19 protein-coding genes and 3 tRNA genes are annotated in these 21,537 nt (G+C 72.4%); 10 read left to right on the plus strand and 12 right to left on the minus strand.

Annotation, left to right across the window (positions count from 1 at the left end; genetic code table 11):
* Window positions 1-34 precede the first annotated feature (34 nt).
* Window positions 35-1,162, plus strand: a complete 1,128-nt coding sequence (locus tag ACIGO8_RS22655) for an RNA polymerase sigma factor (RefSeq protein ID WP_399734247.1) — start codon at window positions 35-37, stop codon at window positions 1,160-1,162.
* Between the two features lie 12 nt (window positions 1,163-1,174).
* Here ACIGO8_RS22655 and ACIGO8_RS22660 read toward each other — a convergent pair whose 3' ends face one another.
* From ACIGO8_RS22660 to ACIGO8_RS22675, 4 genes are all read right to left on the minus strand, one after another.
* A complete protein-coding gene (locus ACIGO8_RS22660) occupies window positions 1,175-3,103 on the minus strand; it encodes an ABC transporter ATP-binding protein (RefSeq protein ID WP_399733512.1) in 1,929 nt (642 codons plus the stop codon).
* The gene (locus ACIGO8_RS22665; protein WP_399733516.1) at window positions 3,103-4,836 is read right to left on the minus strand and encodes an ABC transporter ATP-binding protein; all 1,734 of its coding nucleotides are present in this window, start codon (window positions 4,834-4,836) and stop codon (window positions 3,103-3,105) included. Before ACIGO8_RS22665 ends, ACIGO8_RS22660 begins: the two co-directional genes overlap by 1 nt.
* Before the next feature lie 97 nt (window positions 4,837-4,933).
* Window positions 4,934-6,373, minus strand: a complete 1,440-nt coding sequence (locus ACIGO8_RS22670; protein WP_399733519.1) for an FGGY family carbohydrate kinase — start codon at window positions 6,371-6,373, stop codon at window positions 4,934-4,936.
* 21 nt (window positions 6,374-6,394) lie between these two features.
* A complete protein-coding gene (locus tag ACIGO8_RS22675) occupies window positions 6,395-6,688 on the minus strand; it encodes a YtxH domain-containing protein (protein ID WP_399733522.1) in 294 nt (97 codons plus the stop codon).
* A gap of 136 nt (window positions 6,689-6,824) precedes the next feature.
* Here ACIGO8_RS22675 and ACIGO8_RS22680 point away from each other — a divergent pair.
* The 3 genes from ACIGO8_RS22680 to ACIGO8_RS22690 all read left to right on the plus strand — a co-directional run bounded on the left by ACIGO8_RS22680 (window position 6,825) and on the right by ACIGO8_RS22690 (window position 7,218).
* Window positions 6,825-6,897: transfer RNA gene (locus tag ACIGO8_RS22680), tRNA-Asn, on the plus strand.
* A gap of 5 nt (window positions 6,898-6,902) precedes the next feature.
* Window positions 6,903-6,978, plus strand: a tRNA-Asn gene (locus ACIGO8_RS22685).
* A 163-nt stretch (window positions 6,979-7,141) separates the two neighbouring features.
* Window positions 7,142-7,218: transfer RNA gene (locus ACIGO8_RS22690), tRNA-Ile, on the plus strand.
* A gap of 320 nt (window positions 7,219-7,538) precedes the next feature.
* Here ACIGO8_RS22690 and ACIGO8_RS22695 read toward each other — a convergent pair.
* The gene (locus ACIGO8_RS22695; protein ID WP_399733525.1) at window positions 7,539-7,931 is read right to left on the minus strand and encodes a hypothetical protein; all 393 of its coding nucleotides are present in this window, start codon (window positions 7,929-7,931) and stop codon (window positions 7,539-7,541) included.
* Window positions 7,932-8,208: 277 nt separating this feature from the next.
* On the opposite strand from ACIGO8_RS22695, the gene ACIGO8_RS22700 reads away from it, so the two are divergent.
* Together ACIGO8_RS22700 and ACIGO8_RS22705 are read left to right on the plus strand one after the other, a co-directional pair.
* The gene (locus tag ACIGO8_RS22700) at window positions 8,209-8,805 is read left to right on the plus strand and encodes a hypothetical protein (protein WP_399733528.1); all 597 of its coding nucleotides are present in this window, start codon (window positions 8,209-8,211) and stop codon (window positions 8,803-8,805) included.
* A gap of 111 nt (window positions 8,806-8,916) precedes the next feature.
* On the plus strand, window positions 8,917-9,639 hold the full coding sequence (locus ACIGO8_RS22705) for a class F sortase (RefSeq protein ID WP_399733531.1): 723 nt from the start codon (window positions 8,917-8,919) through the stop codon (window positions 9,637-9,639).
* Window positions 9,640-9,696: 57 nt separating this feature from the next.
* On the opposite strand, the gene ACIGO8_RS22710 is transcribed toward ACIGO8_RS22705, so the two are convergent.
* The 3 genes from ACIGO8_RS22710 to ACIGO8_RS22720 all read right to left on the minus strand — a co-directional run bounded on the left by ACIGO8_RS22710 (window position 9,697) and on the right by ACIGO8_RS22720 (window position 12,939).
* The gene (locus tag ACIGO8_RS22710) at window positions 9,697-10,023 is read right to left on the minus strand and encodes a DUF983 domain-containing protein (protein WP_399733534.1); all 327 of its coding nucleotides are present in this window, start codon (window positions 10,021-10,023) and stop codon (window positions 9,697-9,699) included.
* A gap of 173 nt (window positions 10,024-10,196) precedes the next feature.
* Window positions 10,197-12,251, minus strand: coding sequence for a phosphocholine-specific phospholipase C (locus ACIGO8_RS22715; protein WP_399733537.1), 2,055 nt, complete (start codon window positions 12,249-12,251; stop codon window positions 10,197-10,199).
* A 271-nt stretch (window positions 12,252-12,522) separates the two neighbouring features.
* The gene (locus ACIGO8_RS22720; RefSeq protein WP_399733540.1) at window positions 12,523-12,939 is read right to left on the minus strand and encodes an organic hydroperoxide resistance protein; all 417 of its coding nucleotides are present in this window, start codon (window positions 12,937-12,939) and stop codon (window positions 12,523-12,525) included.
* 133 nt (window positions 12,940-13,072) lie between these two features.
* Here ACIGO8_RS22720 and ACIGO8_RS22725 point away from each other — a divergent pair, with 133 nt between their 5' ends.
* The gene (locus ACIGO8_RS22725; protein WP_399733543.1) at window positions 13,073-13,531 is read left to right on the plus strand and encodes a MarR family winged helix-turn-helix transcriptional regulator; all 459 of its coding nucleotides are present in this window, start codon (window positions 13,073-13,075) and stop codon (window positions 13,529-13,531) included.
* Window positions 13,532-13,677: 146 nt separating this feature from the next.
* On the opposite strand, the gene ACIGO8_RS22730 is transcribed toward ACIGO8_RS22725, so the two are convergent.
* Window positions 13,678-14,799 carry a nucleotide disphospho-sugar-binding domain-containing protein gene (locus ACIGO8_RS22730; RefSeq protein ID WP_399733546.1) on the minus strand — a complete coding sequence of 374 codons (1,122 nt, stop codon included), beginning with the start codon at window positions 14,797-14,799 and terminating at the stop codon, window positions 13,678-13,680.
* Between the two features lie 323 nt (window positions 14,800-15,122).
* Between ACIGO8_RS22730 and ACIGO8_RS22735 the strand changes: the two genes are divergently transcribed.
* From ACIGO8_RS22735 to ACIGO8_RS22745, 3 genes are all read left to right on the plus strand, one after another.
* Window positions 15,123-15,581: a GNAT family N-acetyltransferase gene (locus ACIGO8_RS22735; protein WP_399733549.1), complete on the plus strand. Its 459-nt coding sequence runs from the start codon at window positions 15,123-15,125 to the stop codon at window positions 15,579-15,581.
* Window positions 15,578-16,906 (plus strand): MFS transporter, encoded by a 1,329-nt coding sequence (locus tag ACIGO8_RS22740; RefSeq protein ID WP_399733552.1) that lies wholly within the window; start codon window positions 15,578-15,580, stop codon window positions 16,904-16,906. The genes ACIGO8_RS22735 and ACIGO8_RS22740 overlap by 4 nt, the downstream gene beginning before the upstream one ends.
* 199 nt (window positions 16,907-17,105) lie before the next feature.
* Window positions 17,106-17,279: a hypothetical protein gene (locus ACIGO8_RS22745; protein ID WP_399733554.1), complete on the plus strand. Its 174-nt coding sequence runs from the start codon at window positions 17,106-17,108 to the stop codon at window positions 17,277-17,279.
* 30 nt (window positions 17,280-17,309) lie between these two features.
* On the opposite strand, the gene ACIGO8_RS22750 is transcribed toward ACIGO8_RS22745, so the two are convergent.
* Genes ACIGO8_RS22750 through ACIGO8_RS22760 form a run of 3 tightly spaced genes read right to left on the minus strand, consistent with a single transcriptional unit; the run spans window position 17,310 to window position 21,530 of the window.
* Window positions 17,310-18,692: a carboxyl transferase domain-containing protein gene (locus ACIGO8_RS22750; protein WP_399733557.1), complete on the minus strand. Its 1,383-nt coding sequence runs from the start codon at window positions 18,690-18,692 to the stop codon at window positions 17,310-17,312.
* The gene (locus tag ACIGO8_RS22755; protein ID WP_399733560.1) at window positions 18,685-20,319 is read right to left on the minus strand and encodes an acyl-CoA synthetase; all 1,635 of its coding nucleotides are present in this window, start codon (window positions 20,317-20,319) and stop codon (window positions 18,685-18,687) included. The genes ACIGO8_RS22750 and ACIGO8_RS22755 overlap by 8 nt, the downstream gene beginning before the upstream one ends.
* Before the next feature lie 20 nt (window positions 20,320-20,339).
* Window positions 20,340-21,530 carry an MFS transporter gene (locus tag ACIGO8_RS22760; RefSeq protein WP_399734249.1) on the minus strand — a complete coding sequence of 397 codons (1,191 nt, stop codon included), beginning with the start codon at window positions 21,528-21,530 and terminating at the stop codon, window positions 20,340-20,342.
* Between the last annotated feature and the right edge of the window lie 7 nt (window positions 21,531-21,537).

The raw sequence follows: 21,537 nt of genomic DNA on the forward strand, positions 1-21,537 counted from the left end.
CTCAAAAAGTCACCGCATGCCCCTCGTAGCGGCGATGTGTCGTACCCCACACTGGGTGGACGGTGCCGTCCCGCCCTGGAGGTCGCCCCCCGTGCAGACCCAGACCCCGACCGTACCCGTGTCCCAGGAACCCTCCCCGGTGGCGCCGTCGCCGGTGGGGCCGTCGCCGGCGGACCTCGCCGCCGACGGGGAACCGGAGGTGCCCGACATCCCGCCCCAGCGCCGGCGCGTCGCGGACGCCGGCGGCAACGGGCCCTCCTCCGACCTGTTCCGCCAGTACCTGCGCGAGATAGGCCGCGTCCCGCTGCTCACCGCCGAGGAGGAGGTCGAGCTCGCGCGGCGCGTCGAGGCCGGGCTCTTCGCCGAGGAGAAGCTCGCCAACACCCCTGATCTGGACAGCCGGTTGGCGCTCGATCTGGACCGGCTCGTGGTCCTCGGCCGGATCGCCAAGCGCAGGCTCATCGAGGCGAACCTGCGGCTCGTCGTCTCCGTCGCCAAACGCTACGTGGGCCGCGGACTGACCATGCTCGACCTGGTCCAGGAGGGCAATCTCGGCCTCATCAGGGCCGTGGAGAAGTTCGACTACGCGCGCGGCTACAAGTTCTCGACGTACGCGACCTGGTGGATCCGCCAGGCGATGTCCCGGGCCCTCGCCGACCAGGCCCGGACCATCCGCGTGCCCGTGCACGTCGTCGAGCTCATCAACCGCGTCGTCCGGGTCCAGCGCCGGATGCTCCAGGAACGCGGCTACGAACCCACCGCCGAGGAGGTCGCCGCCCACCTCGACCTCGCACCCGAACGGGTCGGCGAGGTGCTGCGGCTCGCCCAGGAACCGGTGTCCCTGCACGCGCCCGTCGGCGAGGAGGAGGACGTCGCCCTCGGCGACCTCATCGAGGACGGCGACGCCGCCTCGCCCGTCGAGTCCGCCGCCTTCCTGCTGCTGCGCGAACACCTGGAGGCCGTGCTCTCCACCCTCGGCGAGCGCGAACGCAAGGTGGTCCAGCTGCGCTACGGCCTCGACGACGGCAGGCCCCGCACCCTGGAGGAGATCGGACAGCTCTTCGGCGTGACGCGCGAACGCATCCGCCAGATCGAGTCCAAGACCCTCAGCAAGCTGCGGGACCATGCCTACGCCGACCAGCTCAGGGGCTACCTGGACTGACCGGCCGCCGCCTCAGTCGACCTCGACGACCGCCTGCGCGAACTGCGCCGCGTACAGCCGCGCATAGGCGCCGCCCGCCGCCAGCAGCTCCTCGTGCGTGCCCTGCTCGACGATCGACCCGTTCTCCATCACCAGGATCACGTCCGCGTCCCGGATGGTGGAGAGCCGGTGGGCGATCACGAAGGACGTACGGCCGTGGGCGAGGCGGGCCATCGCCTTCTGGATGAGCACCTCGGTGCGGGTGTCGACCGAGCTGGTCGCCTCGTCGAGGACCAGGATCACCGGATCGGACAGGAACGCCCGGGCGATGGTGATCAGCTGCTTCTCGCCGGCGCTGACGCCCGCGCCCTCGTCGTCGATCACCGTGTCGTAGCCGTCGGGGAGGGTGCGGATGAAGCGGTCGGCGTGGGCGGCCTTGGCGGCTTCCTCGATCTCGGCGCGGCTGACCTCGCGGGTCGCGCCGTAGGCGATGTTCTCGGCGATGGTGCCGCCGAAGAGCCAGGTGTCCTGGAGGACCATGCCGATGCCGGAGCGCAGTTCCTCGCGTGACATGCGGGCGATGTCGACGCCGTCGAGGGTGATCCGGCCGCCGGTGACCTCGTAGAACCGCATGAGCAGATTGACCAGGGTGGTCTTGCCCGCGCCGGTCGGGCCGACGATGGCGACCGTCTGGCCCGGCTCCACCGCCAGCGACAGGTCCTCGATCAGCGGCTTGTCCGCCTCGTAACGGAAAGCCACCTTCTCCAGCGCCACCTTGCCCTTCAGGTCGAGGGGCTTCTCGCTCACCGGCGCGTCCGGCGCCTGCTCCTCCGCGTCCAGCAGCTCGAAGATCCGCTCGGCGGAGGCGACACCGGACTGCACCAGGTTCGCCATCGAGGCGACCTGCGTCAGCGGCATCGAGAACTGCCGGGAGTACTGGATGAAGGCCTGCACGTCACCGATGGACAGGCTGCCGCTCGCCACCCGCAGACCGCCGACGACGGCCACCAGCACGTAGTTCAGGTTCGAGACGAAGAACATCACCGGCTGCATGACGCCGCTGTTGAACTGGGCCTTGAAACCGGCCTCGTACAGCGCCTCGTTCTGCTCGTGGAAGTCCTTCGCGGACTCCTCCTGCCGGCCGAACACCTTCACCAGCGTGTGGCCGGTGTACATCTCCTCCACGTGCGCGTTGAGCCGGCCCGTGGTCTTCCACTGCTGCACGAAGTGCGGCTGCGAACGCTTGCCGATCCGCGTCGCCACGAACACCGACAGCGGCACCGTGATCAGCGCCACCAGCGCCAGCAGCGGCGAGATCCAGAACATCATCGCCAGCACGCCGACGATCGTCAGCAGCGAGTTGATCAGCTGGCCCATCGACTGCTGGAGCGTCTGCGAGATGTTGTCGATGTCGTTGGTCGCCCGCGACAGCACCTCGCCGCGCTTGGCCTTGTCGAAGTACGACAGCGGCAGCCGCGCCAGCTTCGCCTGGACGTCCTCGCGCATCCGGAACACCGTCCGGTTGATCACCCGGATCGACATCCGGGTGGACACCAGCATCAGCAGGCCCGCGAGCACGTACACGGCGAGCGCGAGACCGAGGACCTCGCCGACCGCCGAGAAGTCGATGCCCTGGCCCGGGGTGAAGTCCACCCCGGCCAGCATGTCCGCCATCCCGGTGTCGCCCTTGGCGCGCAGCGCGTCCAGCGCCTGCGCCTTCGTCGTGCCCGCGGGCATCTGCCGCCCGACCACACCCGCGAAGACCAGGTCGGTCGCCCGGCCGAGGATCTTCGGGCCGACCACGGAGGCCGCCACCGACAGCACACCGGCGACCAGCATCACCCACAGCGTGCCGCGCTCCGGCGCCAGCTGCTTCAGCAGCCGCTTGCCCGAGCCCTTGAAGTCCATCGACCTCGAGTCGGGGCCGCCGCCGGCCATCATTCGTCCGCCAGGACCGGCCATCAGGCTGCCTCCGCCTCGGTCAGCTGGGAGAGCACGATCTCCCGGTACGTCTCGTTCTCCGCCATCAGCTCGTGGTGCCGTCCGGTGCCCACGACCCGGCCCTCGTCGAGGACCACGATCCGGTCGGCGTCCCGGATGGTCGACACCCGCTGGGCGACGATCACCACCGTCGAGTCGGCCGTCTCCTCGGAGAGCGCCGCCCGCAGCAGGGCGTCCGTCTCGTAGTCGAGGGCGGAGAAGGAGTCGTCGAAGAGATAGATCTCCGGCTTCTGCACCAGCGTGCGGGCGATCGCCAGCCGCTGCCGCTGACCGCCCGACACGTTCGTGCCGCCCTGCGCGATGGGCGCGTTCAGGCCGCCCTCCAGCTTCGTGACGAAGTCCTTCGCCTGGGCCACCTCCAGGGCGTGCCACAGCTCCTCGTCGGTCGCGTCCGGCTTGCCGTAGCGCAGGTTCGTCGCCACCGTCCCGGAGAAGAGGTACGGCTTCTGCGGCACGAGGCCGACCGTCCGCGCCATCAGCGCCGGCTCCAGCGTCCGTACGTCCACGCCGTCGACCAGGACCTCGCCGCCGGTCACGTCGAACAGCCGCGGCACGAGGCCGAGCAGCGTCGACTTGCCGCTGCCGGTCGAGCCGATGATCGCGGTGGTCTCGCCCGGCCGGGCCACCAGAGCGACCTCCTTGAGGACCGACTCCTCCGCGCCCGGGTACCGGAAGTCCGCGCTCCTGACCTCCAGATGCCCGCGCCGGTCGAGGGTGCTCACCGCGGCGGCCGGCGGGACCACGCTGGACTCGGTCGCGAGGACCTCCTCGATGCGCTCGGCGCACACCTCGGCCCGCGGCACCATCATGAACATGAAGGTGGCCATCATCACGGCCATCACGATCTGCATCAGATAGGCGAGGAAGGCGGTCAGCGCGCCGATCTGCATCCCGCCGCTGTCGATGCGGTGCGCGCCGAACCAGACGACGGCGATCGACGACACGTTCACGACCGTCATCACGGTCGGGAACATCAGCGCCATCAGCCGGCCGGTGGCCAGCGACACGTCCGTGAGCTCGGTGTTCGAGCCCTTGAACCGCTCGCGCTCGTAGCCGTCCCGGACGAAGGCGCGGATGACGCGGTTGCCGGTGATCTGCTCGCGCAGCACCCGGTTCACCGTGTCGAGCCGCTCCTGCATCGTCCGGAACAGCGGCCTCATCCGCCGCACGATCAGCGACACGGCGACGCCGAGCACCGGCACCACCGCGATCAGCACCGCCGACAGCGGCACGTCCAGGCTCAGCGCCATGACGATGCCGCCGACGCACATGATCGGCGCCGACACCATCAGCGTGAACGCCATCAGGACCAGCATCTGGACCTGCTGCACGTCGTTGGTCGTCCGGGTGATCAGCGACGGCGCGCCGAACTGCCCGACCTCCCGCGCGGAGAAGGACTGCACCCGCTCGAAGACCGCGGCGCGGACGTCCCGCCCGAGCGCGGAGGCGGTCCGTGCCCCGAAGTACACGGCCCCGATGTTGCAGACGACCTGGATCAGGGACACGCCGATCATCAGCGCGCCGAACCGCAGGATGTAGCCGGTGTCCCCGTTCACGACACCGTTGTCGATGATGTCCGCGTTCAGGGTGGGCAGGTAGAGGGTGGCGCTGGTCTGCAGCAGCTGCAGCAGCACCAGCAGGGCGATGGGTTTTCTGTACGGCCGGAGGTGGGTTCGGAGAAGTCTTATGAGCACGGGTTCTACTATCGCCCGCGCCGCCGGGGCGTTACGACTCGTTTAGCGGGTCGCGAGAAGCCCTGGCCAAGCCTTTACGCAACGGGCCTGCCCGGCCTCAGGCGCTGAACGCCCCGGGGTGGATCTGCTCACGCGTCGCCGTGTACTGCTGCCGCACGGCCTGACCGACAGCCAGCTCCTCGCCCGCCTCGAAGACCTGCGCCGCGGCGCCCTGCCAGGCCGGCGGAACGGCCGGCGAGAGGGTGCCCCGGGAGACCCCGAGCGTCCAGGCGGCCTGCCGGGCGGCGCCGAGCGCCGCGTAGTCCGCCGGCTGCGGTACGACGGCCTGGGCGCCGAACAGCGCGGGCGCCATGGCCTGGACGGCGGGCAGCCCGGCGGCCGCGCCGAGCAGGAACACCCGGCGCACCTCCACGCCCCGCCCGCGCAGCACGTCCATGGCGTCGGCGAGCGAGCACAGCATGCCCTCGAACGCCGCCCGGGCCAGGTGCTCGGGCTTCATCGACTCGCGCCGCAGCCCGCTGAGCGTGCCGGCGGTGTGCGGCAGGCGCGGCGTCCGCTCGCCCTCCAGATAAGGCAGCAGCACGAGCCCGGAGGCACCGGGCGTGGACTTCAGCGCGAGCGCGGACAGCTCGTCCAGCGACTCCACGCCCAGCATCTCGGCGGTGCCGCGCAGCGCCCGTACGGCGTTGGAGGTGTGGACGACCGGCAGGTGCGTGCCGGCGGCGTCGGCGAACGAGGTGATCGCGCCGTCCGGGTCGGCCAGGGCCTCGTGGTGAACGGCCATGACGGAACCGGAGGCGCCGAGCGAGACGACCGCGTCGCCCGCGCCGAGGCCGAGACCGAGGGCGGCGGCCATGGTCTCGCCCGTACCGGCGGAGATCAGCAGTCCCTCGGGAGTGGTGCCGGCGGCCTCGGCGGGCCCGAGCACCTCCGGCAGCACGGCCTGGTGCCCGAGCGCCAGCTCGACCAGGTCGGGCCGGTAGGAGCCGGTGCGGGCGGACCAGTAGCCGGTGGCGGAGGCGGCGCCGCGGTCGGTGGTGCGGCGCGCGGGCCGGCCCAGCAGCTGCCAGACCAGCCAGTCGTGCGGCTGGAGGATCATCGCGACGCGCTGGGCGTGCTCGGGCTCGGTACGGGCCAGCCAGCGCAGCTTGGCGACGGGCAGCGCGGCCTGCGGCACGGTGCCCACCGCCTCGGCCCACGCCTGCCGCCCGCCGAGCGCCTCGACGAGATCGGCGGCGGCGACCTGCGCCCGCTTGTCGTTGCCGACCAGCGCGGGCCGCACGAGACCGCCCTGCGCGTCCAGCGGCACCAGCCCGTGGCCCTGCGCCGACACGCCGATCGCCTGCACACCCTCGAGCAGCCCGCCGCCGGCCGCCTCGCCGAGCGAGAGCAGCCAGGCCTGCGGGTCGACGTCGGTGGCCTTGGGGTCCACGGGATGCGGGGCATGCCCCTGCCGCAGCACGGCACCCGTCTCGGCGTCACAGACGACGATGCGCGTGGAGTCCGAAGAGCTGTCCAGACCGGCGACTATCCCCATGGCACATGATTCTGCCGTACGTCAGGTGTTGGTCGTCCCCCAGTCGTCCTCCTCGTACAGGGTGGTCTGCCCGTACTGCCCGTCGTGACTGCGCCGCGACCGGACCTTCTGCGCCTGGTCCCCGACCACGTGCCACGCCTTCCCGGCCGCCTGCCGCCCGCCCTGGGCGGCGGTCTCGGCCGCGTTGCGCACCGCGGGGTTCTCGGCGAACTTCCTCGTGGACGTCTTCATCCGCTCGTACACCTCACGCCCGGCTCGCGTTCCGATCACGAAACCGAGGCCCAGTCCGGCGACGAAGACCAGCTTGTACCGCACGCTGCGATCCTTCCCTGGAGCGCCCTGGGGATACCGATTGGCGGAGCACCCCCCTGCTTGCGCTAATCTATGTCTCGCAGCGAGCGCCCGCCCCTCGGCAAGGCCGGAGGTGGGACCGTTCGTCGCAACGCAGCAATCCCCTGTAGCTCAATTGGCAGAGCAGCCGGCTGTTAACCGGCAGGTTACTGGTTCGAGTCCAGTCGGGGGAGCGCGATCCCCTGTAGCTCAATTGGCAGAGCATTCGGCTGTTAACCGGAGGGTTGCTGGTTCGAGTCCAGCCGGGGGAGCCAAGCGGAAGAGGACCCTTCGGGGTCCTTTTTCGTTTCCGGCGGAACCGTGCGCCCGCTCCCGCGGTCTTGATGATCGAGCATCGCCGACCATCCGGAGCAGGAGATCGTATGAGCGGCTATGCTGCGGCAGACGGCGCGCACACTTGTACGCGCCGTGGTGCTCGGGGCGGTAGCTCAGCCGGTTAGAGCAGCGGACTCATAATCCGTCGGCCGTGGGTTCGAGTCCCACCCGCCCCACCACGAAAGATCGTTCTGACCAGGCACGCAGCCGGCCAGGGATGAGCGTGAAGGGTCTTGGCGGCCCGCCTCAGGCAGGAAAACACACCTGGTTGGACAAAGGTTGGACGCAGGTCACGCGGCGCGCTCGAACCCCTCGTTCGGAGCATCCGTGACCGCGTCCCGTGTCACTCCCGGCGCTCTCTCGTTGGCCTTGCCCTCCGACGTCGAGGCCTGATCGGCTCCGGACTTCCCGGCGCTGCACCGGCTGCGGGCGCTCTTCTCAGGGGTCGGCGCGGCCGACAGGTGCCGGGTGTCGTGCGCCGACCGCCCGCGCAGTGGGCTTACCTGCTCTCCAGAGCCTTGATCACGCGGTCCAGTTCCTCCGGCATGACCGCGATGAGGACCTCGCCCTCGGATGATTCGCATTCCACGACGTGGGATCTCGGGTTGAAGGCCATCGCCTCGCGTAGTGAGGGCGACCGCAAGTCCGCCTGACGCAGATCGGCCGGCAGAACGGCTTCCTGCCTGCCAAAGGAAGACTTCCAGGTCAGGGGGTCAGCACCGATCAGCAGACGTCCCGCCCTCCAGCGAGATCCCTGAGCAGACCACTTGAGCATGCAGGGCACCCCTGCCGTTTCCCCGGCGGCTGTCACGTTCGACCTCTGCTGCCGCTTCCGGCGCATCAGCCATCCAACGAGGGCCACAGCGACGACACCAACCACTAGTTCGATCACGCTCGCATTCAAGCAGGCAGAGAACGCGAGCCGGGCAAGAGCCGTACTACGGAGAGGCGCGCACCCGGGACCTCGGGGCGGTCCGTTCGAGAGGCCGGTCCGCCGGTGGCGAGTCAAGGCGACACGCCGTGCGTTGCTCCGGGTCTTTTCGTCCGGCCCCCGGATGCACCCTCCCAAGTGGCAGGCCTCGGAGCCGCGGCTGACGGTGAGCCATGTCGCCGCGTATCGGGAGCCGACAGTGGGTCAGCTGACGCGGCGTACGGAAGGAAGTTCACCGATGCGCTCTGCCCGCATTCTCTTCGCCGCGGCCGCCGCCGCCGGCACCCTGGCGCTCGCCGCACCCGGCGCCTACGCGATCACCGCAGGGGACTGGGACGGTTCCTCCCACAGCCAGGAGCGTGACCACGACGAGCCGAAGGGTGGCATGCACACCGGTTCCGGTGCCCTGTCCCTCGTCAGCGGCGACGAGTGGTCGAAGGAGCAGAAGGAGCACGACACGGGCGGGAAGACCGAGAAGGAGCACGACAAGGGCGGCTACGAGAAGGAGCACGAGAAGGGCGGCTACGAGAAGGAGCACGAGAAGCCGAAGGGTGGCGTGCACACCGGCTCCGGCGCCCTCTCCCTCGTCAACGCCGACGACTGGACCAAGGACACCGAGAAGGACAAGCAGAAGGACTGGACGAAGGACACCGAGAAGGACAAGTCCAAGGAGGACGGCGGCTACAAGTCGGAGAAGCCGAAGGGCGGCATGCACACCGGCGGAGGCGGCCTCGCGGGCGACAGCACGAACGTGGCGGGCGCGGTCCTGGTCGCGGGCGGGCTCGCCGCGTTCGTCCTGCACCGCCGCAGGAAGGCCGCCGGCGCGGCTGCGTGAGTGCGCGGGCGCAGGGGCCGTCTCCCGGACGGCGGCCCCTGCGCCCGGCCGGTCACCCCCGCCGTACCCAGCTGACGGATCTTTCTCCGCCCGAGTCCGAAGGAGTCCCTGGTGACGACCCGACCGGATCCCGCAGACGCGGGAGCCACCCGGCGTATCGCGCGGTGGGTGGTCCCCGCCGTGTTCTGGACCCTGGTCCTCGCTGTCGTGCTGCTCTTCCTCCGCCCCTGGGCGTCCGGCCAGGACACGGAGGCGCCCGCCCGGCCCGCGGCCGCCGCGGAATCCGGCCGCGCCTCGGGCCCCGACGCGTCGTCCCGTCCCGGCGCCTCGCGCCACGGAGTGCGCAGTGCTGTCCCGGCGGACGGTCCGGCGATGCCGAGGTCGGCTCCGGTCCGGCTGCGGATCCCCAGGATCGGCGTGGACGCGCCCTTCGTCGGCCTGAGGATCGGCCCCTCCGGCGCGCTCGACCCGCCTCCGGCCGACAACACCAACCTGGTGGGCTGGCAGGAGTCCGGAGTCTCGCCGGGCGAACGGGGCACCGCGATCATCGCGGGCCATCTGGACACGGCCACCGCCCCCGCCGTCTTCGCCCGGCTCGAGGAACTCAAGGCCGCGGACACCTTCGAGGTGGACCGCGACGACGGCACCACCGCCGTCTTCCGCATCGATTCCGTCGAGGACTTCGACAAGGACGAGTTCCCGGACCGGCTCGTCTACGAGGACACGCCCAACGCGCTCGTCCGCCTCATCACCTGCGCGGGCTCCTACGACCGCAAGGCGAAGGACTATACGGAGAACCTCGTCGTCTTCGCCCACCTGGAGTCCACCGCCTGACCGTGGGCTCACACCGCCCTGGCCGCCCGGTCGTTCAGGCGCGGCCGCCCACCGCGGTCAGGTGGTAGGTGGCCAGTCGACGAGACTCGCGAAGAGCAGCCAGGAGGCGATGACGGCGACCGGGGCCGCGACGGCGAAGACGGGGCGGCGGGGGAGGGCCCAGGCGGTGATCAGAAGGGCCACGGCCACGACCAGGCCGACGGTGAAGGTCGAGAAGGCGGGCGTGAAGCTGTCGGTGAAGCGGCGGTTCTCCTCCTGGTCGCAGGCGTCGCAGGCCATCGGCGAGAGCATCGCGTAGACCAGGGCGAGGAAGCCCAGGGGCAGGGTGACCACGGTCGCGAGGAGCGGAGGCACCCAGGGGCGGGGAGAGTCGTTCGTCGGCATGGGGACAGCCAAGCCCCGCGGGAGGCCCGGGCGCATGAGTGGGCGTACTCATGTGCCCGGGCCGGATGCTCAGTGCGGGGCGCCGGTGCGCGGCGCCCGTACGTAGCTCAGTGCGGGGCGCCGGTGCGCGGCGCTCGTTGGTCGGTGCGCCCGTACGTCAGTACGTCAGTACGTCAGTACGTAAGGATGCCCGGGTCCGACACGCCCGCCGTGCCCGTTTCCACGTGGCCCGCCAGGCGGCGGAGGTAGTCCGTGTTCGACGAGGTCGTGAGCGTGACGTCGTACCAGCGCGAGGACGCCGACAGGTCGACGGTGTGGGTGGTCGTCGCGCCCTTCGGGACCGTGATCGTCTGCGGGGTGCCCGCGTAGGCGTTGGTCACGGTGACCTGGGCGGTCGGGCCGGCGTTCGTGAAGGTCAGCGTGAGGTTGCCGGTCGTCGCGTCGTGGCGGGCCTGGACCTCCGGGACCGCCGTCTTGCCGGGCGAGCGGAAGCGGCGCAGGAAACCGTTCGGGCCGTGCACGGAGAGGTCGGTGAGGCCCCGGGAGTACTTGGTGTTCCAGGTGTCCGAGAGGGACTTGCCGGCCTCGGCGGTGTAGGTCCAGGGCACGTCCGTGCGGTTGGCCGAGGTCACGTAGAACTGGGCGCCCGCGGCCGGGCCGCCGCTGAAGGTGAGGCGGAAGGTGCCGGCGGTCGTGTCGGCGGCGCCGTCGACGTAGGGGGCGTAGGCCAGCGGCCGGGTGGGCTTGGCGCCGCGCTCCTGGCGGGGCATGGTGCCGACGGCCGGCGCGGTGGCGAGGAAGTCGGGGTGGCGGTTGCGGTCCGGCGGGTAGTAGCCGTCGGTCGCGGGCAGCGCGGCGGGCTGGGTGGTGGCGCGGCCGAAGTCGAAGGCGGAGGTCAGGTCGCCGCAGACCGCCCGGCGCCAGGGCGAGATGTTGGGCTCGCGGACACCGAAGCGGCGCTCCATGAAGCGGAGGATGGAGGTGTGGTCGAAGGTCTCCGAGCAGGTGTAGCCGCCGGTCGACCAGGGCGACACGACGATCATGGGCACGCGCGGGCCGAGACCGTAGGGGCCGGCCACGTAACCCGTCTTGCCGGGGAAGTAGTCCAGTGCGGTGGGGACCGTGGACAGGCCCTCCGACGCCGAGCCGGGCGCGTAGGGCGGGACGACGTGGTCGAAGAAGCCGTCGTTCTCGTCGTACGTGATGAACAGGGCGGTACGGGCCCACACGTCCGGGTTGGAGGTCAGCGCGTCGAGGACCTGCGCGATGTACCAGGCGCCGTAGTTCGCGGGCCAGTTGGCGTGTTCGGAGAAGGCCTCGGGCGCGGCGATCCAGGAGATCTGCGGCAGCCGGCCGGCCTGCACGTCGGCGCGCAGCCGGTCGAAGTAGCCGTCGCCGGCCTTGGCGTCGGTGCCGGTGCGGGCCTTGTCGTAGAGCGGGTTGCCGGGCTGGGCGTTGCGGTAGGTGTTGAAGTAGAGCAGCGAGTTGTCGCCGTAGTTGCCGCGGTACGCGTCGTTGATCCAGCCCCAGGAGCCGGCGGCGTTCAGGCCGTCGCCGATGTCCTGGTAGATCTTCCAGGAGACGCCGGCCGCCTCCAGGCGCTCGGGATAGGTGGTCCAGCCGTAGCCCGCCTCGGCGTTGTTGAGGACGGGGCCGCCGCCGGTGCCGTCGTTGCCGACGTAGCCCGTCCACATGTAGTAGCGGTTGGGGTCGGTGGCTCCGATGAAGGAGCAGTGGTACGCGTCGCAGATGGTGAAGGCGTCGGCGAGCGCGTAGTGGAACGGGATGTCCTCGCGGGTGAGATAGGCCATCGTGGCCTTGGTCTTCGCGGGCACCCACTGGTCGTAGCGGCCCTTGTTGTACGCCTTCTGGCCGCCGGCCCAGTCGTGGTTGAGGCCCTGCAGGAACTCCATGCCGAGCTTGTCGCTGGACGGCCGGAAGGGCAGGGTCTCGGTCTTGCCGTCCGACTGGTTCCAGACGGGCTTGCCGCTGGGCAGCGTCACCGGGCGCGGGTCGCCGAAGCCCCGTACGCCCTTCATCGCACCGAAATAGTGGTCGAAGGAACGATTCTCCTGCATCAGCACCACGATGTGCTCGATGTCCTGGATCGTGCCGGTGGTGCCCTGTGCGGGTATGGACGCGGCGCGGGCGATGCTGTCGGAGAGCATCGTGAACGCGGCGGTGCCGCCCGCCAGTTGCAGGAACCGGCGGCGATTGAGTTCGGCCATGGGGGACTTGTCCTCCGGGAGGGGAGCGGACGGTGGGCGCGGGTGCGGTGGCCGGCCGGGGCCGGCGACGAGCGCCCCTAGGAGAGCGTCCGTGAACCACCGCCCGGCGGCCGTCCCATGACTGCCCGTCGTACGCCAGGCGAATCCCCTGTGCCCGGACGTGAAAATCCACCGAGCCCGAACGTGAATACTCACAAGCGAACGCCCCTGGCGCGCCGAACGGCGCCAGGGGCGGACGATTGTCAACAGAAGTCCACTGGAGGACGGCGGGTCACTCGACGACGAGCTCGACCTGGATGTTGCCGCGGGTCGCCTTCGAGTACGGGCAGAAGGCGTGGGTCTTCTCCAGGAGTGCCTGGCCCGCCTCGCCCTGCAGGTGGTCCGGGAACTCGGCGCGCATCACGACCGCCAGGCCGAAGCCGCCGTCCGCCGCGTCCTTGCCGATGGAGACCTCGGCGGTGACGGAGGCCTCGGAGATGTCGATCTTCTCCTGGCGGGCCACCACGCCCATGGCGCTGGCGAAGCAGGCCGCGTAACCGGCGGCGAAGAGCTGCTCCGGGTTGGTGCCCTGGCCGTTGCCGCCGAGGGCGGTCGGGTGGGCGAGCGGGAGGTCGATGTGGCCGTCGGAGCTGACGGCGCGGCCCTCGCGGCCGTTGGCGGTGGCGACTGCGGTGTAGATCGCGTCCATGGGTTCTTCCGTTCCTGTCCGAGGTGCTGGAGGGCGGTGCGGGCGGCGCGGTGCCGCCCTTCATTTGTAGCGCGCCATTAAGTTGTGCACAACTTAATCGGGTGTGATGCGCCTCTCCCGTACGCTGGAGGGCATGGACGAGGACTTCCTCCGGCTCGACAACCAGATCTGCTTCTCCCTGCACGCCGCCACCCGCGCCTTCAACGGCGTCTACCGCGGCGCGCTCAAGGATCTCGGCCTCACCTATCCGCAGTACCTGGTGATGCTCGTGCTCTGGGAGCACGGCGAGCTGCCCGTCAAGGGCATCGGCGAGCGGCTCAAGCTCGACTCCGGCACCCTGTCGCCGCTGCTCAAGCGCCTCGAGGCGGCCGGATACGTCGAGCGAAGGCGCAGCCCCGAGGACGAGCGCTCCGTCACCGTGCGGGTCACGGAGCAGGGCGCCGCGCTGCGAGGGAAGGCGCTCGGCGTGCCGCGCGCGATCGCCACCGCGACCGGGCTCGACCTGGGAGAGATCCAGGACCTGCGCGACCGGCTGCACGCCCTCGCCGCCCGCCTGGACGCGGTCGACCCGGGCGCGCTGGAGTGCGGCTGAGGGACCGAGGTCGGCCGGCGTGTGCCGGAGGCGGCCGGCGCCGGCCGGTGACGGAAGGGCTGGAAGGGCTGGAAGGGGCCGGGAGGGGCCGGGAGGGCCGGACTCGGCCCTCCCTCCGTCAGCGACCTCGCCCGGCCGTCCAGGTCCTAGCGGGCGGCCAGGGCCTCCAGGGCCGGGACCGTCTCCGCCGGGGTCGGCAGGGCGGCGTTCTCCGACCGCAGGCGGGCGGCGGCCTCGGCCAGGGCCGGGTCGGTGACCAGGCGGGTCAGGAGCGCCGCGTCGACGCCCTCGGCGGTGGAGCGCAGCGCGGCACCGGTCGCGGTCAGGGCGTCGGCGTTGGTGAAGTGGTCGGCGCCCTGCGGCAGGACCAGCTGGGGCAGCCCCGCCTGGAGCGCGGTGAGCATCGTGCCCGAACCGCCGTGGTGTATCAGCGCGTCGGAGGCCGTGAGCAGCTCGGCGAGGGGAATCCACGGCAGCGGACGGACATTGTCCGGAAGCGTTCCCAGCGGGCTGAGATCCGCGTCACCCACGGCCAGCAGGAAGTCGGCGTCCACGGACGCCGCCGCCTCCGTCAGGCGCACGATCGCGTTGACGCCGTCCATCTCCGTGAGCACGGTGCCGAGGGTGACCACGATCCGCGGCCGGGTGCCCCGGCGCAGCAGCTCGGTGGGGACGGTGCCGCCGCCGTTGTACGGGAGGTAGCGCATGCGCAGGCTTCCCGCGTCGCCGCCGAGCGAGGCGGGGATGATGTCGAGCGCCGTGGCCGCGGCGGGACCGGCGACGCCGTAGGTCTCGTACGCCTCGGTGAAGTGGGACGCGATCCGGCGCACCATGTCGTGGCCGGAGGTGACGCCGAAGTTCTGGATCACCGAAGGGATCTTGAGCTTGGCCGCGACGAGCGGGGCGGCGGCCTGGAAGGAGTCGTGCACCAGCAGGTCGGCGCCCCATTGCTCGGCGGCCTCCAGGAGGCCGTCGACCGTCGGCCGGGACACGGCCGCGAAGGCGAACGCCGCCCGGTCGAGGATCTGCTCCGAGGTCATCTCCGGCGAGACGTAGCGCACCTCGCCGCCGGTGGCCTGCTCGAAGACCTCCCGGATGTCACGGCCGTCGCCGATCTCCACGACCGGGAAACCGGACTCGCGGAGCCGGTCCAGCGGCCGCGAGCTCGCGAAGAGCACCTCGTGGCCGGCGGCGCGCAGCGCCTGCGCGGTGGGGATCATCGGGAAGAGGTGGCCGGCCGAGGCCGGTCCGGTGAACAGTGCGCGCACGGGTGTCTCCTTGCGGTGGTCTGCGGGGCGGGGACGAGTCGTGCGAACCGCCCCTGCCACCCGAACTCGCGCGAGGGCGGCGGCTGTTCCGGCGGGGATCGATTATCGGACGTTCTCCCGAGCCCGCCCCGAGCCCCCCCGCGAGCCCACCCTGAGCCAGCCCCCAGCCCGCCCCGAGCCCCCCGCGAGCCCGCCCCCAGCCCGCCGCGAGGCCCCCGCGAGCCCGCCCCGAGACCCTCGAACGCCCCGCCCTCCGCACGTCACCGCCGCACCGGAGCGAAAAGGTAAGGAGCCATCCAGCCAGGCGCTCCTATACTCGGCTCATGCCCGACTTCACTCTCCGGCGCGCCACCGCCGACGACTCCAAGCGGCTCACCCGGCTCGTCCGGACCTCCTCCGCCTACGCCGGCGAGTACGCGTCCATGGTCGACGGCTATCAGGTCGGCGGCTCCTACATCGAGCACCACCCCGTCCACGTCGCCGTCGACGCCGGCGGCCGTGTGCTCGGCTTCTACGCCCTCCTCCTCGACGAGGCCGAGCTCGACCTCGCCTTCGTGGCCGATGACGCCCAGGGCCTCGGCATCGGGCGCCTGCTGATCGCGCACATGCTGGAGGAGGGCCGGGCCGCCGGCCTCGACTCGATACGGGTCGTCGCCCACCCGCCCGCCGAGGAGTTCTACGTACGCACCGGCGCCCGCCGCACCGGCACCGTCCAGCCCACCGGACGGATCCACTGGGCGCGCCCCGAGCTGCGCTACGACCTCACCGCCGACGCCGCGTGAGCGCCGCCCGGGAAGCCCGGCAGGGCCAGGAGACCCACGGGACCGAAGCCGCCCCGGACGACCAGGAGCCGCCGGCTCCGGCCGCCGCGCAGGAGGCGCCCCGCCGGGTCTTCGCCGATCTCACCCCGCTGCGCACCTCCGCCGACTACCGCCGCCTGTGGTTCGGCAACTCCGTCAGCTGGGTCGGCCAGGGCATGACGACCCTCGCCGTCTCGCTCCAGGTCTACGACATCACCCGCTCGCCGTTCTCCGTCGGGCTCGTCGGCCTGTTCTCCCTCGTGCCGCTCGTCGTCTTCGGCCTCTACGGCGGGGCCATCGCCGACACCGTCGACCGCCGCAAGCTCGGCCTGGCCAGCGCCGGCGGCTCCGCCGTGCTGTCCGCCGCCCTCGCCGCGGCCGCCTTCGCCGGCTTCCACCATGTCTGGTTCCTGTACGGGATCGTCGCCCTCCAGGCGGTGTGCGCCGCGCTCAACGCGCCCGCCCGCAGCTCGATGATCCCGCGGCTGCTGCCTCCCGAGCAGCTGCACGCCGCCAACGCCCTCAACTCGATGACCTCGACCTTCGGCACGCTCGTCGGGCCCAGCCTCGGCGGCGTCATCGTCGGCCTGGCCGGCTACCAGACCGCGTACCTCGTCGACGCGATCGCCTTCTCCGCCTCCCTCTACGCGATGTGGCGGCTGCCCTCGATGCTTCCGGAGCGCACCGGCGCCCGGCGGGCCTCCGTCCTCGACGGGCTGCGCTTCCTCGCCACCCGCCCCAACCTGCGCATGACGTTCTTCTCCGACTTCTGCGCCATGATCCTCGCGCACCCGCGGGCGCTGTTCCCGGCCGTGGCCGTCCTCTGGTACGGCGGGGACGCCAAGACCACCGGACTCCTCGTCGCCGCACCGGCGTTCGGCGCGCTGCTCGGCGGCGTGCTCTCCGGCTGGCAGGGCCGGATCCGCCACCACGGGCAGGCGATCTTCCTGGCGGTGGCCACCTGGGGCACCGCCATCGCGGTCTTCGGCCTCACCCGCGATCTCTGGCTCGGGCTGCTGCTGCTCGCCGTCGCCGGTTACTCCGACACCGTCTCGATGATCTTCCGCAACACGATGATGCAGGTCGCGGCCCCGGACGAGATGCGCGGCCGGCTCCAGGGCGTCTTCATCGTGGTCGTCGCCGGCGGCCCGAGGCTCGGCGACTTCCTCGCCGGCACCGTCGCCGACCTGACCTCGCCGACCGTGGCCGTCACGGGCGGCGGACTGGCCTGCGTCCTCGCGATCGGCCTCCTCGCCGCGTACGGAAAGGGCTTCCGCCGCTACGACGCGCACCACCCCACTGCGTGAGGCTCCGCGCCTGTGGGCGCCGGGCGGGCGTGGGCGCCGGGCGGGCGCGGGCGTGGGCGCGGGCGTGGGCGCCACCGTTGGGGTGGCCCGTTCCGCTCGAACGGGCCAGCCCGTGCCCCTATCAGCCGCCAGCGTTTGCCGCCGGCGTGCGCCCCGACGAGGCTCCGAAGTGAGCAACCCCGCTCGTCAGGAGGTTTTCATGCGCAAGATCATCGCTACGTTCGCCCTGGCCACCGCGGCCGTTCTGGCCGGCTCCGGCACGGCCCTCGCCCACGAGGGCCCGTCGTGGCTCGACGACAGCGACGTCACCGTCGTGGACCACACGGTCGTCGTCTGCGGCGACTTCAGCCTGTGCCAGGGCGACGACGACTGATCGTCCGCCGAGCCACGGCAGGAAGCCCCCTCACACCGAGGGGGCTTCCTGTTGCCCTTCGGCGGCGGTGTCGACGATGCCGCGGACGACGCCGAGGTCCACCAGGTCCTGCGGCCGCAGCCGGAGCTGGCAGGCGGTGTCCGGGACCTCCTCCGGGCCGCGCTTGAGGATCTGGGCGGCGAGCTCGGGCGCGATGACGGAGAAGTAACCGTCCGGCGTGACCCAGGTGTTGCCGGGCGCGGCCAGCGCGAGTGCGCCGCCGGAACCGCCCTCGCCGACGAGCAGGGAGGTGACCGGGACGCGGGCCTCCGCGATCGCCGCGAAGGCCTCCGCGATGGCCGGCCCCGCCCCGGCCCGTTCGGCCTCGGCGTCGTTGGCCGCGCCGGGCGTGTCGATCAGCGTCAGGACCGGGATCCCGAGCCGGTCGGCGAGCCGCACCAGCCGCGCCACCGTGCGGAATCCGGCCGGCCGGGTCGCCCCGCCGTCCTGCGCCGCGTAGGCCACGACCCGGCCGTCGTGCACACCGAAGCCGCACTCCACACCGGGGTCCACACCGCCGGCCCGGTCACCGTTGACCGCCGCCCGCTCCTCGAAGTAGGCGTCGAGATACGCCCGCGCCCGCGGCCGCCCGGCCGCCCGCGCGCCGCACACGGCGTCCCATCCGGTGGCGGGCAGCACGGGCCCGCCGAGCGCGTGGGGCGGCGGCGCGGCCGGCGGACGCGGCTCGGCGGGTCCGCCGGCCTCCGGCGCGAGCAGGCGCAGCCACCGGGCGACGGCCGCGCCGAGGCGGTCGGGCGGGACGATCGCGTCCACGTGGCCGTGGGCGTGCTGGTCCTCGGCCGTGTAGGCGGCGGGGTCGGCGTGCGGCGGGCGGACGCGCGAGCCGGCGAAGGCGACCTGGGCGGAGGGCAGGGCGAGGACGACGTCGGCGCCCGCGCCGACGGTGGCCCAGCCGCCGCCCGTCGACGGGTCCCGCAGCACCGTGACGTGCGGGACGCCGGCCGCGCGCAGCCTGACCGTCTCGGCGGCGACGCGCTGGAGCTGGGTGAGGGCGATCATGCCCTCCTGCATGCGGCTGCCGCCGGTCGCGACCAGCGACACCAGCGGCAGGCGCCGGTCGACGGCCGTGCGGTACGCGGCGACGAGGCGGTCGCCGGCCGCCCGCCCGAGCGAGCCGCCGAGGAAGCCGAACTCGAACACCACGAGCACGCACGGCCGTCCGCCGACCGTCGCCGTGCCGTACAGCACCGACTCCTCCTCGCCGGTCCGCTCGGCGGCCCGGGCGCGGGAGGCGTCGTAGCCGGCCCAGGCGAGGGGCCCGTCCGGCGGTCCTTCGGGCAGGGGAGTGTCCGCGGCGGCGAAGTCCGCCGTGAGCAGCGCGACCGCCTCCCGTGCGGAGAGCCGCTCAGCCATGGGAGGTCTCCTGGAGGGACTTCTTGAGGATCTTGCCCATGTCGTTGCGGGGCAGCGCCGGCAGGAAGCGGACCTCGCGGGGCCGCTTGTGCGGGGCGAGGAGCGCGGTCACATGGTCGGCGAGCGCCTCGGGCGCCGGCGGGCGCGCCGGGTCCGCCGGCACCACCCACGCCACGATCCGCTCGTCGAGGTCCGGGTCGGGCTCGCCGGTGACGGCGGCCTCGCGGACCTCCGGGTGGTCGAGGAGGGCGTTCTCGATCTCGCCGGCGCCGATCTTGTAGCCACCGCTCTTGATGAGGTCGGTCGCCTTGCGGCCCACGATCCGCACGTACCCGTCGGCCTCCCGCACCGCCATGTCGCCGGTCCGGAACCAGCCGCCGTCGGCGAAGGCGGCCGCCGTCGCGTCCGGGCGGTTCAGATAGGCGCTGAACAGGTTCGGGCCGCGCACCTGGATCTCGCCGACCGTCTCACCGTCGTACGCGGTGAGGACGGAGCCGTCCTCGTCCGTCAGGCGCAGCTCGACGCCCTGGAGCGGGAGGCCCACCGAGCCGGGCCGCGGGCCCGAGCCGACCGGGACCGAGGTGTTCATGAGCGTCTCGGTCATCCCGTACCGCTCGATCACCGTCCGTCCGGTGGCCGCCGTGATCCGCTCGTGGTCGTGCACGGGCAGCGCCGCCGACCCGGAGACCAGCAGCCGGGCTGCCGTCAGGGCCCGGACGAGCGCCGGTTCGTGGGGGAGGGCCTCCGCGAGCCGGTGGTACATGGTCGGCACGCCGAACAGCATCGTCCCGCCGCCGTCGCCGAGTTCCTTCGCGACGCCCTCGACCGAGAAGGCGCCCAGGTGCCGCACCTCACCGCCGCGCCGCAGCGGCCCGAGCACGCCGAGGACGAGGCCGTGGACGTGGAAGAGGGGCAGGCCGTGCACGAGCACGTCGTCGCCGGTCCACGCCCAGGCCTCGGCGAGCGCGTCGAGCGAGGCGGCGATCGCCCGCCGGGACAGCACGACGCCCTTGGGCGGGCCGGTGGTGCCGGAGGTGTAGACGATCAGGGCGGGCGCCTCGGGATCCTCGGACCCGACGGCCGAGGCGGCCCCGGCGGACACGCCTGCATCCGGCGCACCACCGGTGTCCGGCGCCCCGGCTGCGTCCGGCACAGCACCGGCGTCCGGCACAGCACCGGCGGCCGGCACAGCACCGGCGGCCGGCGCGGCACCGGCGTCCGGCACGTCGGGCCCGGGCGCCGTGGCCGCGCCGTCCTCCGCGAGGAGGCCCTCCGGCCGCGCGGTCACGTCGATCCTCGTCAGCCCCGCGAGCCCCGCCGGCAGTGCGTCCCCGGCGCCCGCGAGGACCGCGCCCGGTGCGCTGTCGCCGAGGATGTGCGCCAACTCCCGTTCCCCGATGCGCGGGTTGAGCGGGACGGCCGGCACGCCGGCCAGCAGCGCGGCCACCACGCCGACCGCCGTCGGCGCCGTCGGCGTGGCCCAGACGGCGACGCGTCCCGCGCCCCGAAGCCGTACCGCCACGGCACCGGCGGCCCGCGCCAGTTCCTCGTACGTCAGCGTGTCCTGACCGACGCGCAGCGCGGGCCGGTCGGAGCCGGCCGCAAGGGCCGGGAAGAGGGCGCTCATGGGGGCATTCTGCCCAGGTGTCAGGTGCGGCGCGCTGCGACCTTGCTCACCTCGGGAGCGGACGGCGCCGGGCCGCCCTCGGGCCGCACGGACCGCATCCGCCCGTACGCGTAGACGCAGCCGGCCAGCGCGAGGTCGGAGAGCAGCATGAAGCCGATGGAGTACGAGTCCTTGGCGCTGTAGATCGCGCCCATGACCAGTGGCGGCACGAAGCCGCCGAGCCCGCCCGTCGCGCCGACGATGCCGGTCACGCTGCCCACCTGCGGCTGCGGCGTGACCTGCGAGACGAGCGCGAAGACGGAGCCGCTCGCGGTGCCGAGGCCGGCGGCCATGATCAGCAGCGCGATCGTGCCGCCGGGGTTCAGCGCCGGGTCGAAGGCCTGCACGACGGCGAGGAGGGCGACGAGGGCGAGCGCGACGGCGGTGACCAGGGCCGGGTGGATCCGGTCCGAGAGCCAGCCGCCGATCGGCCGGAAGACGACCGTCACCAGGGCGAATCCGGCGGCCTTCGTGCCCGCGTCGGTCGGGTCGAGGCCGTACCAGCTCTTCAGGTACGTCGGCAGGTAGACGCCGAAGGCGACGATGCCGCCGAAGCCGATCGCGTAGAGGGCCGACAGCTCCCAGGTGACGCGCAGCCGGCCCGCGTCGCGGAGGCGGGTGGTGAGGGAGGCGGACGGCACCGGCCGGTCGGGGCGGTCGGTGACGAACAGCGCGGCGAGGACGGCGTACGCGGCGAGGGCGACGGCCACGACCACGAACGGCAGGTTCTCGCCGTGCTCGGCGATCCGCGGCGTGAAGTAGCCGGAGAGCGCCACACCGCCCATGCCCATGCCGAACACGCCGAGCGCGAAGCCGCGCTTGGCGGGCGGGAACCAGGAGTTGACCAGCGGGATGCCGATCGCGAACGTGGTGCCGCCGAGGCCGAGGAGGAACGCCACGACCAGCATCAGGCCGTAACTGTCCTTGGCGACGACGAGCAGCAGCACCGGCACGATCGTGAGCGCGGAGACCAGCGGGAACATCAGCTTGGCCCCGTAGCGGTCGGTGAGCGCGCCCGCCGGGATCCGGCCCACGGAGCCGACCAGGACGGGGATCGCGACGAGCAGCGACTGCTCGAAGGAGCTGAGCGAGAGCCGGTCGCCGTACCAGCTGCCGAGCGGGGCGATCAGGTCCCAGGCCCAGAAGGTGAGCGTGAAGCCGACGGTGGCCATGAGCAGG

The sequence above is a fragment of the Streptomyces sp. NPDC053493 genome, from assembly GCF_044544825.1.
Taxonomy (GTDB): Bacteria; Actinomycetota; Actinomycetes; order Streptomycetales; family Streptomycetaceae; genus Streptomyces.

Bases quoted from the DNA above. Each gene is read 5' to 3' on its own strand.
- ACIGO8_RS22700 (WP_399733528.1), top strand. From the start codon at position 8,209: ATGCGCTCTGCCCGCATTCTCTTCGCCGCGGCCGCCGCCGCCGGCACC.
- ACIGO8_RS22660 (WP_399733512.1), bottom strand. From the start codon at position 3,103: ATGGCCGGTCCTGGCGGACGAATGATGGCCGGCGGCGGCCCCGACTCG.
- ACIGO8_RS22725 (WP_399733543.1), top strand. From the start codon at position 13,073: ATGGACGAGGACTTCCTCCGGCTCGACAACCAGATCTGCTTCTCCCTG.
- ACIGO8_RS22670 (WP_399733519.1), bottom strand. From the start codon at position 6,373: ATGGGGATAGTCGCCGGTCTGGACAGCTCTTCGGACTCCACGCGCATC.
- ACIGO8_RS22655 (WP_399734247.1), top strand. From the start codon at position 35: ATGTGTCGTACCCCACACTGGGTGGACGGTGCCGTCCCGCCCTGGAGG.
- ACIGO8_RS22715 (WP_399733537.1), bottom strand. From the start codon at position 12,251: ATGGCCGAACTCAATCGCCGCCGGTTCCTGCAACTGGCGGGCGGCACC.
- ACIGO8_RS22735 (WP_399733549.1), top strand. From the start codon at position 15,123: ATGCCCGACTTCACTCTCCGGCGCGCCACCGCCGACGACTCCAAGCGG.
- ACIGO8_RS22760 (WP_399734249.1), bottom strand. From the start codon at position 21,530: ATGGCCACCGTCGGCTTCACGCTCACCTTCTGGGCCTGGGACCTGATC.
- ACIGO8_RS22720 (WP_399733540.1), bottom strand. From the start codon at position 12,939: ATGGACGCGATCTACACCGCAGTCGCCACCGCCAACGGCCGCGAGGGC.
- ACIGO8_RS22710 (WP_399733534.1), bottom strand. From the start codon at position 10,023: ATGCCGACGAACGACTCTCCCCGCCCCTGGGTGCCTCCGCTCCTCGCG.
- ACIGO8_RS22755 (WP_399733560.1), bottom strand. From the start codon at position 20,319: ATGAGCGCCCTCTTCCCGGCCCTTGCGGCCGGCTCCGACCGGCCCGCG.
- ACIGO8_RS22745 (WP_399733554.1), top strand. From the start codon at position 17,106: ATGCGCAAGATCATCGCTACGTTCGCCCTGGCCACCGCGGCCGTTCTG.
- ACIGO8_RS22750 (WP_399733557.1), bottom strand. From the start codon at position 18,692: ATGGCTGAGCGGCTCTCCGCACGGGAGGCGGTCGCGCTGCTCACGGCG.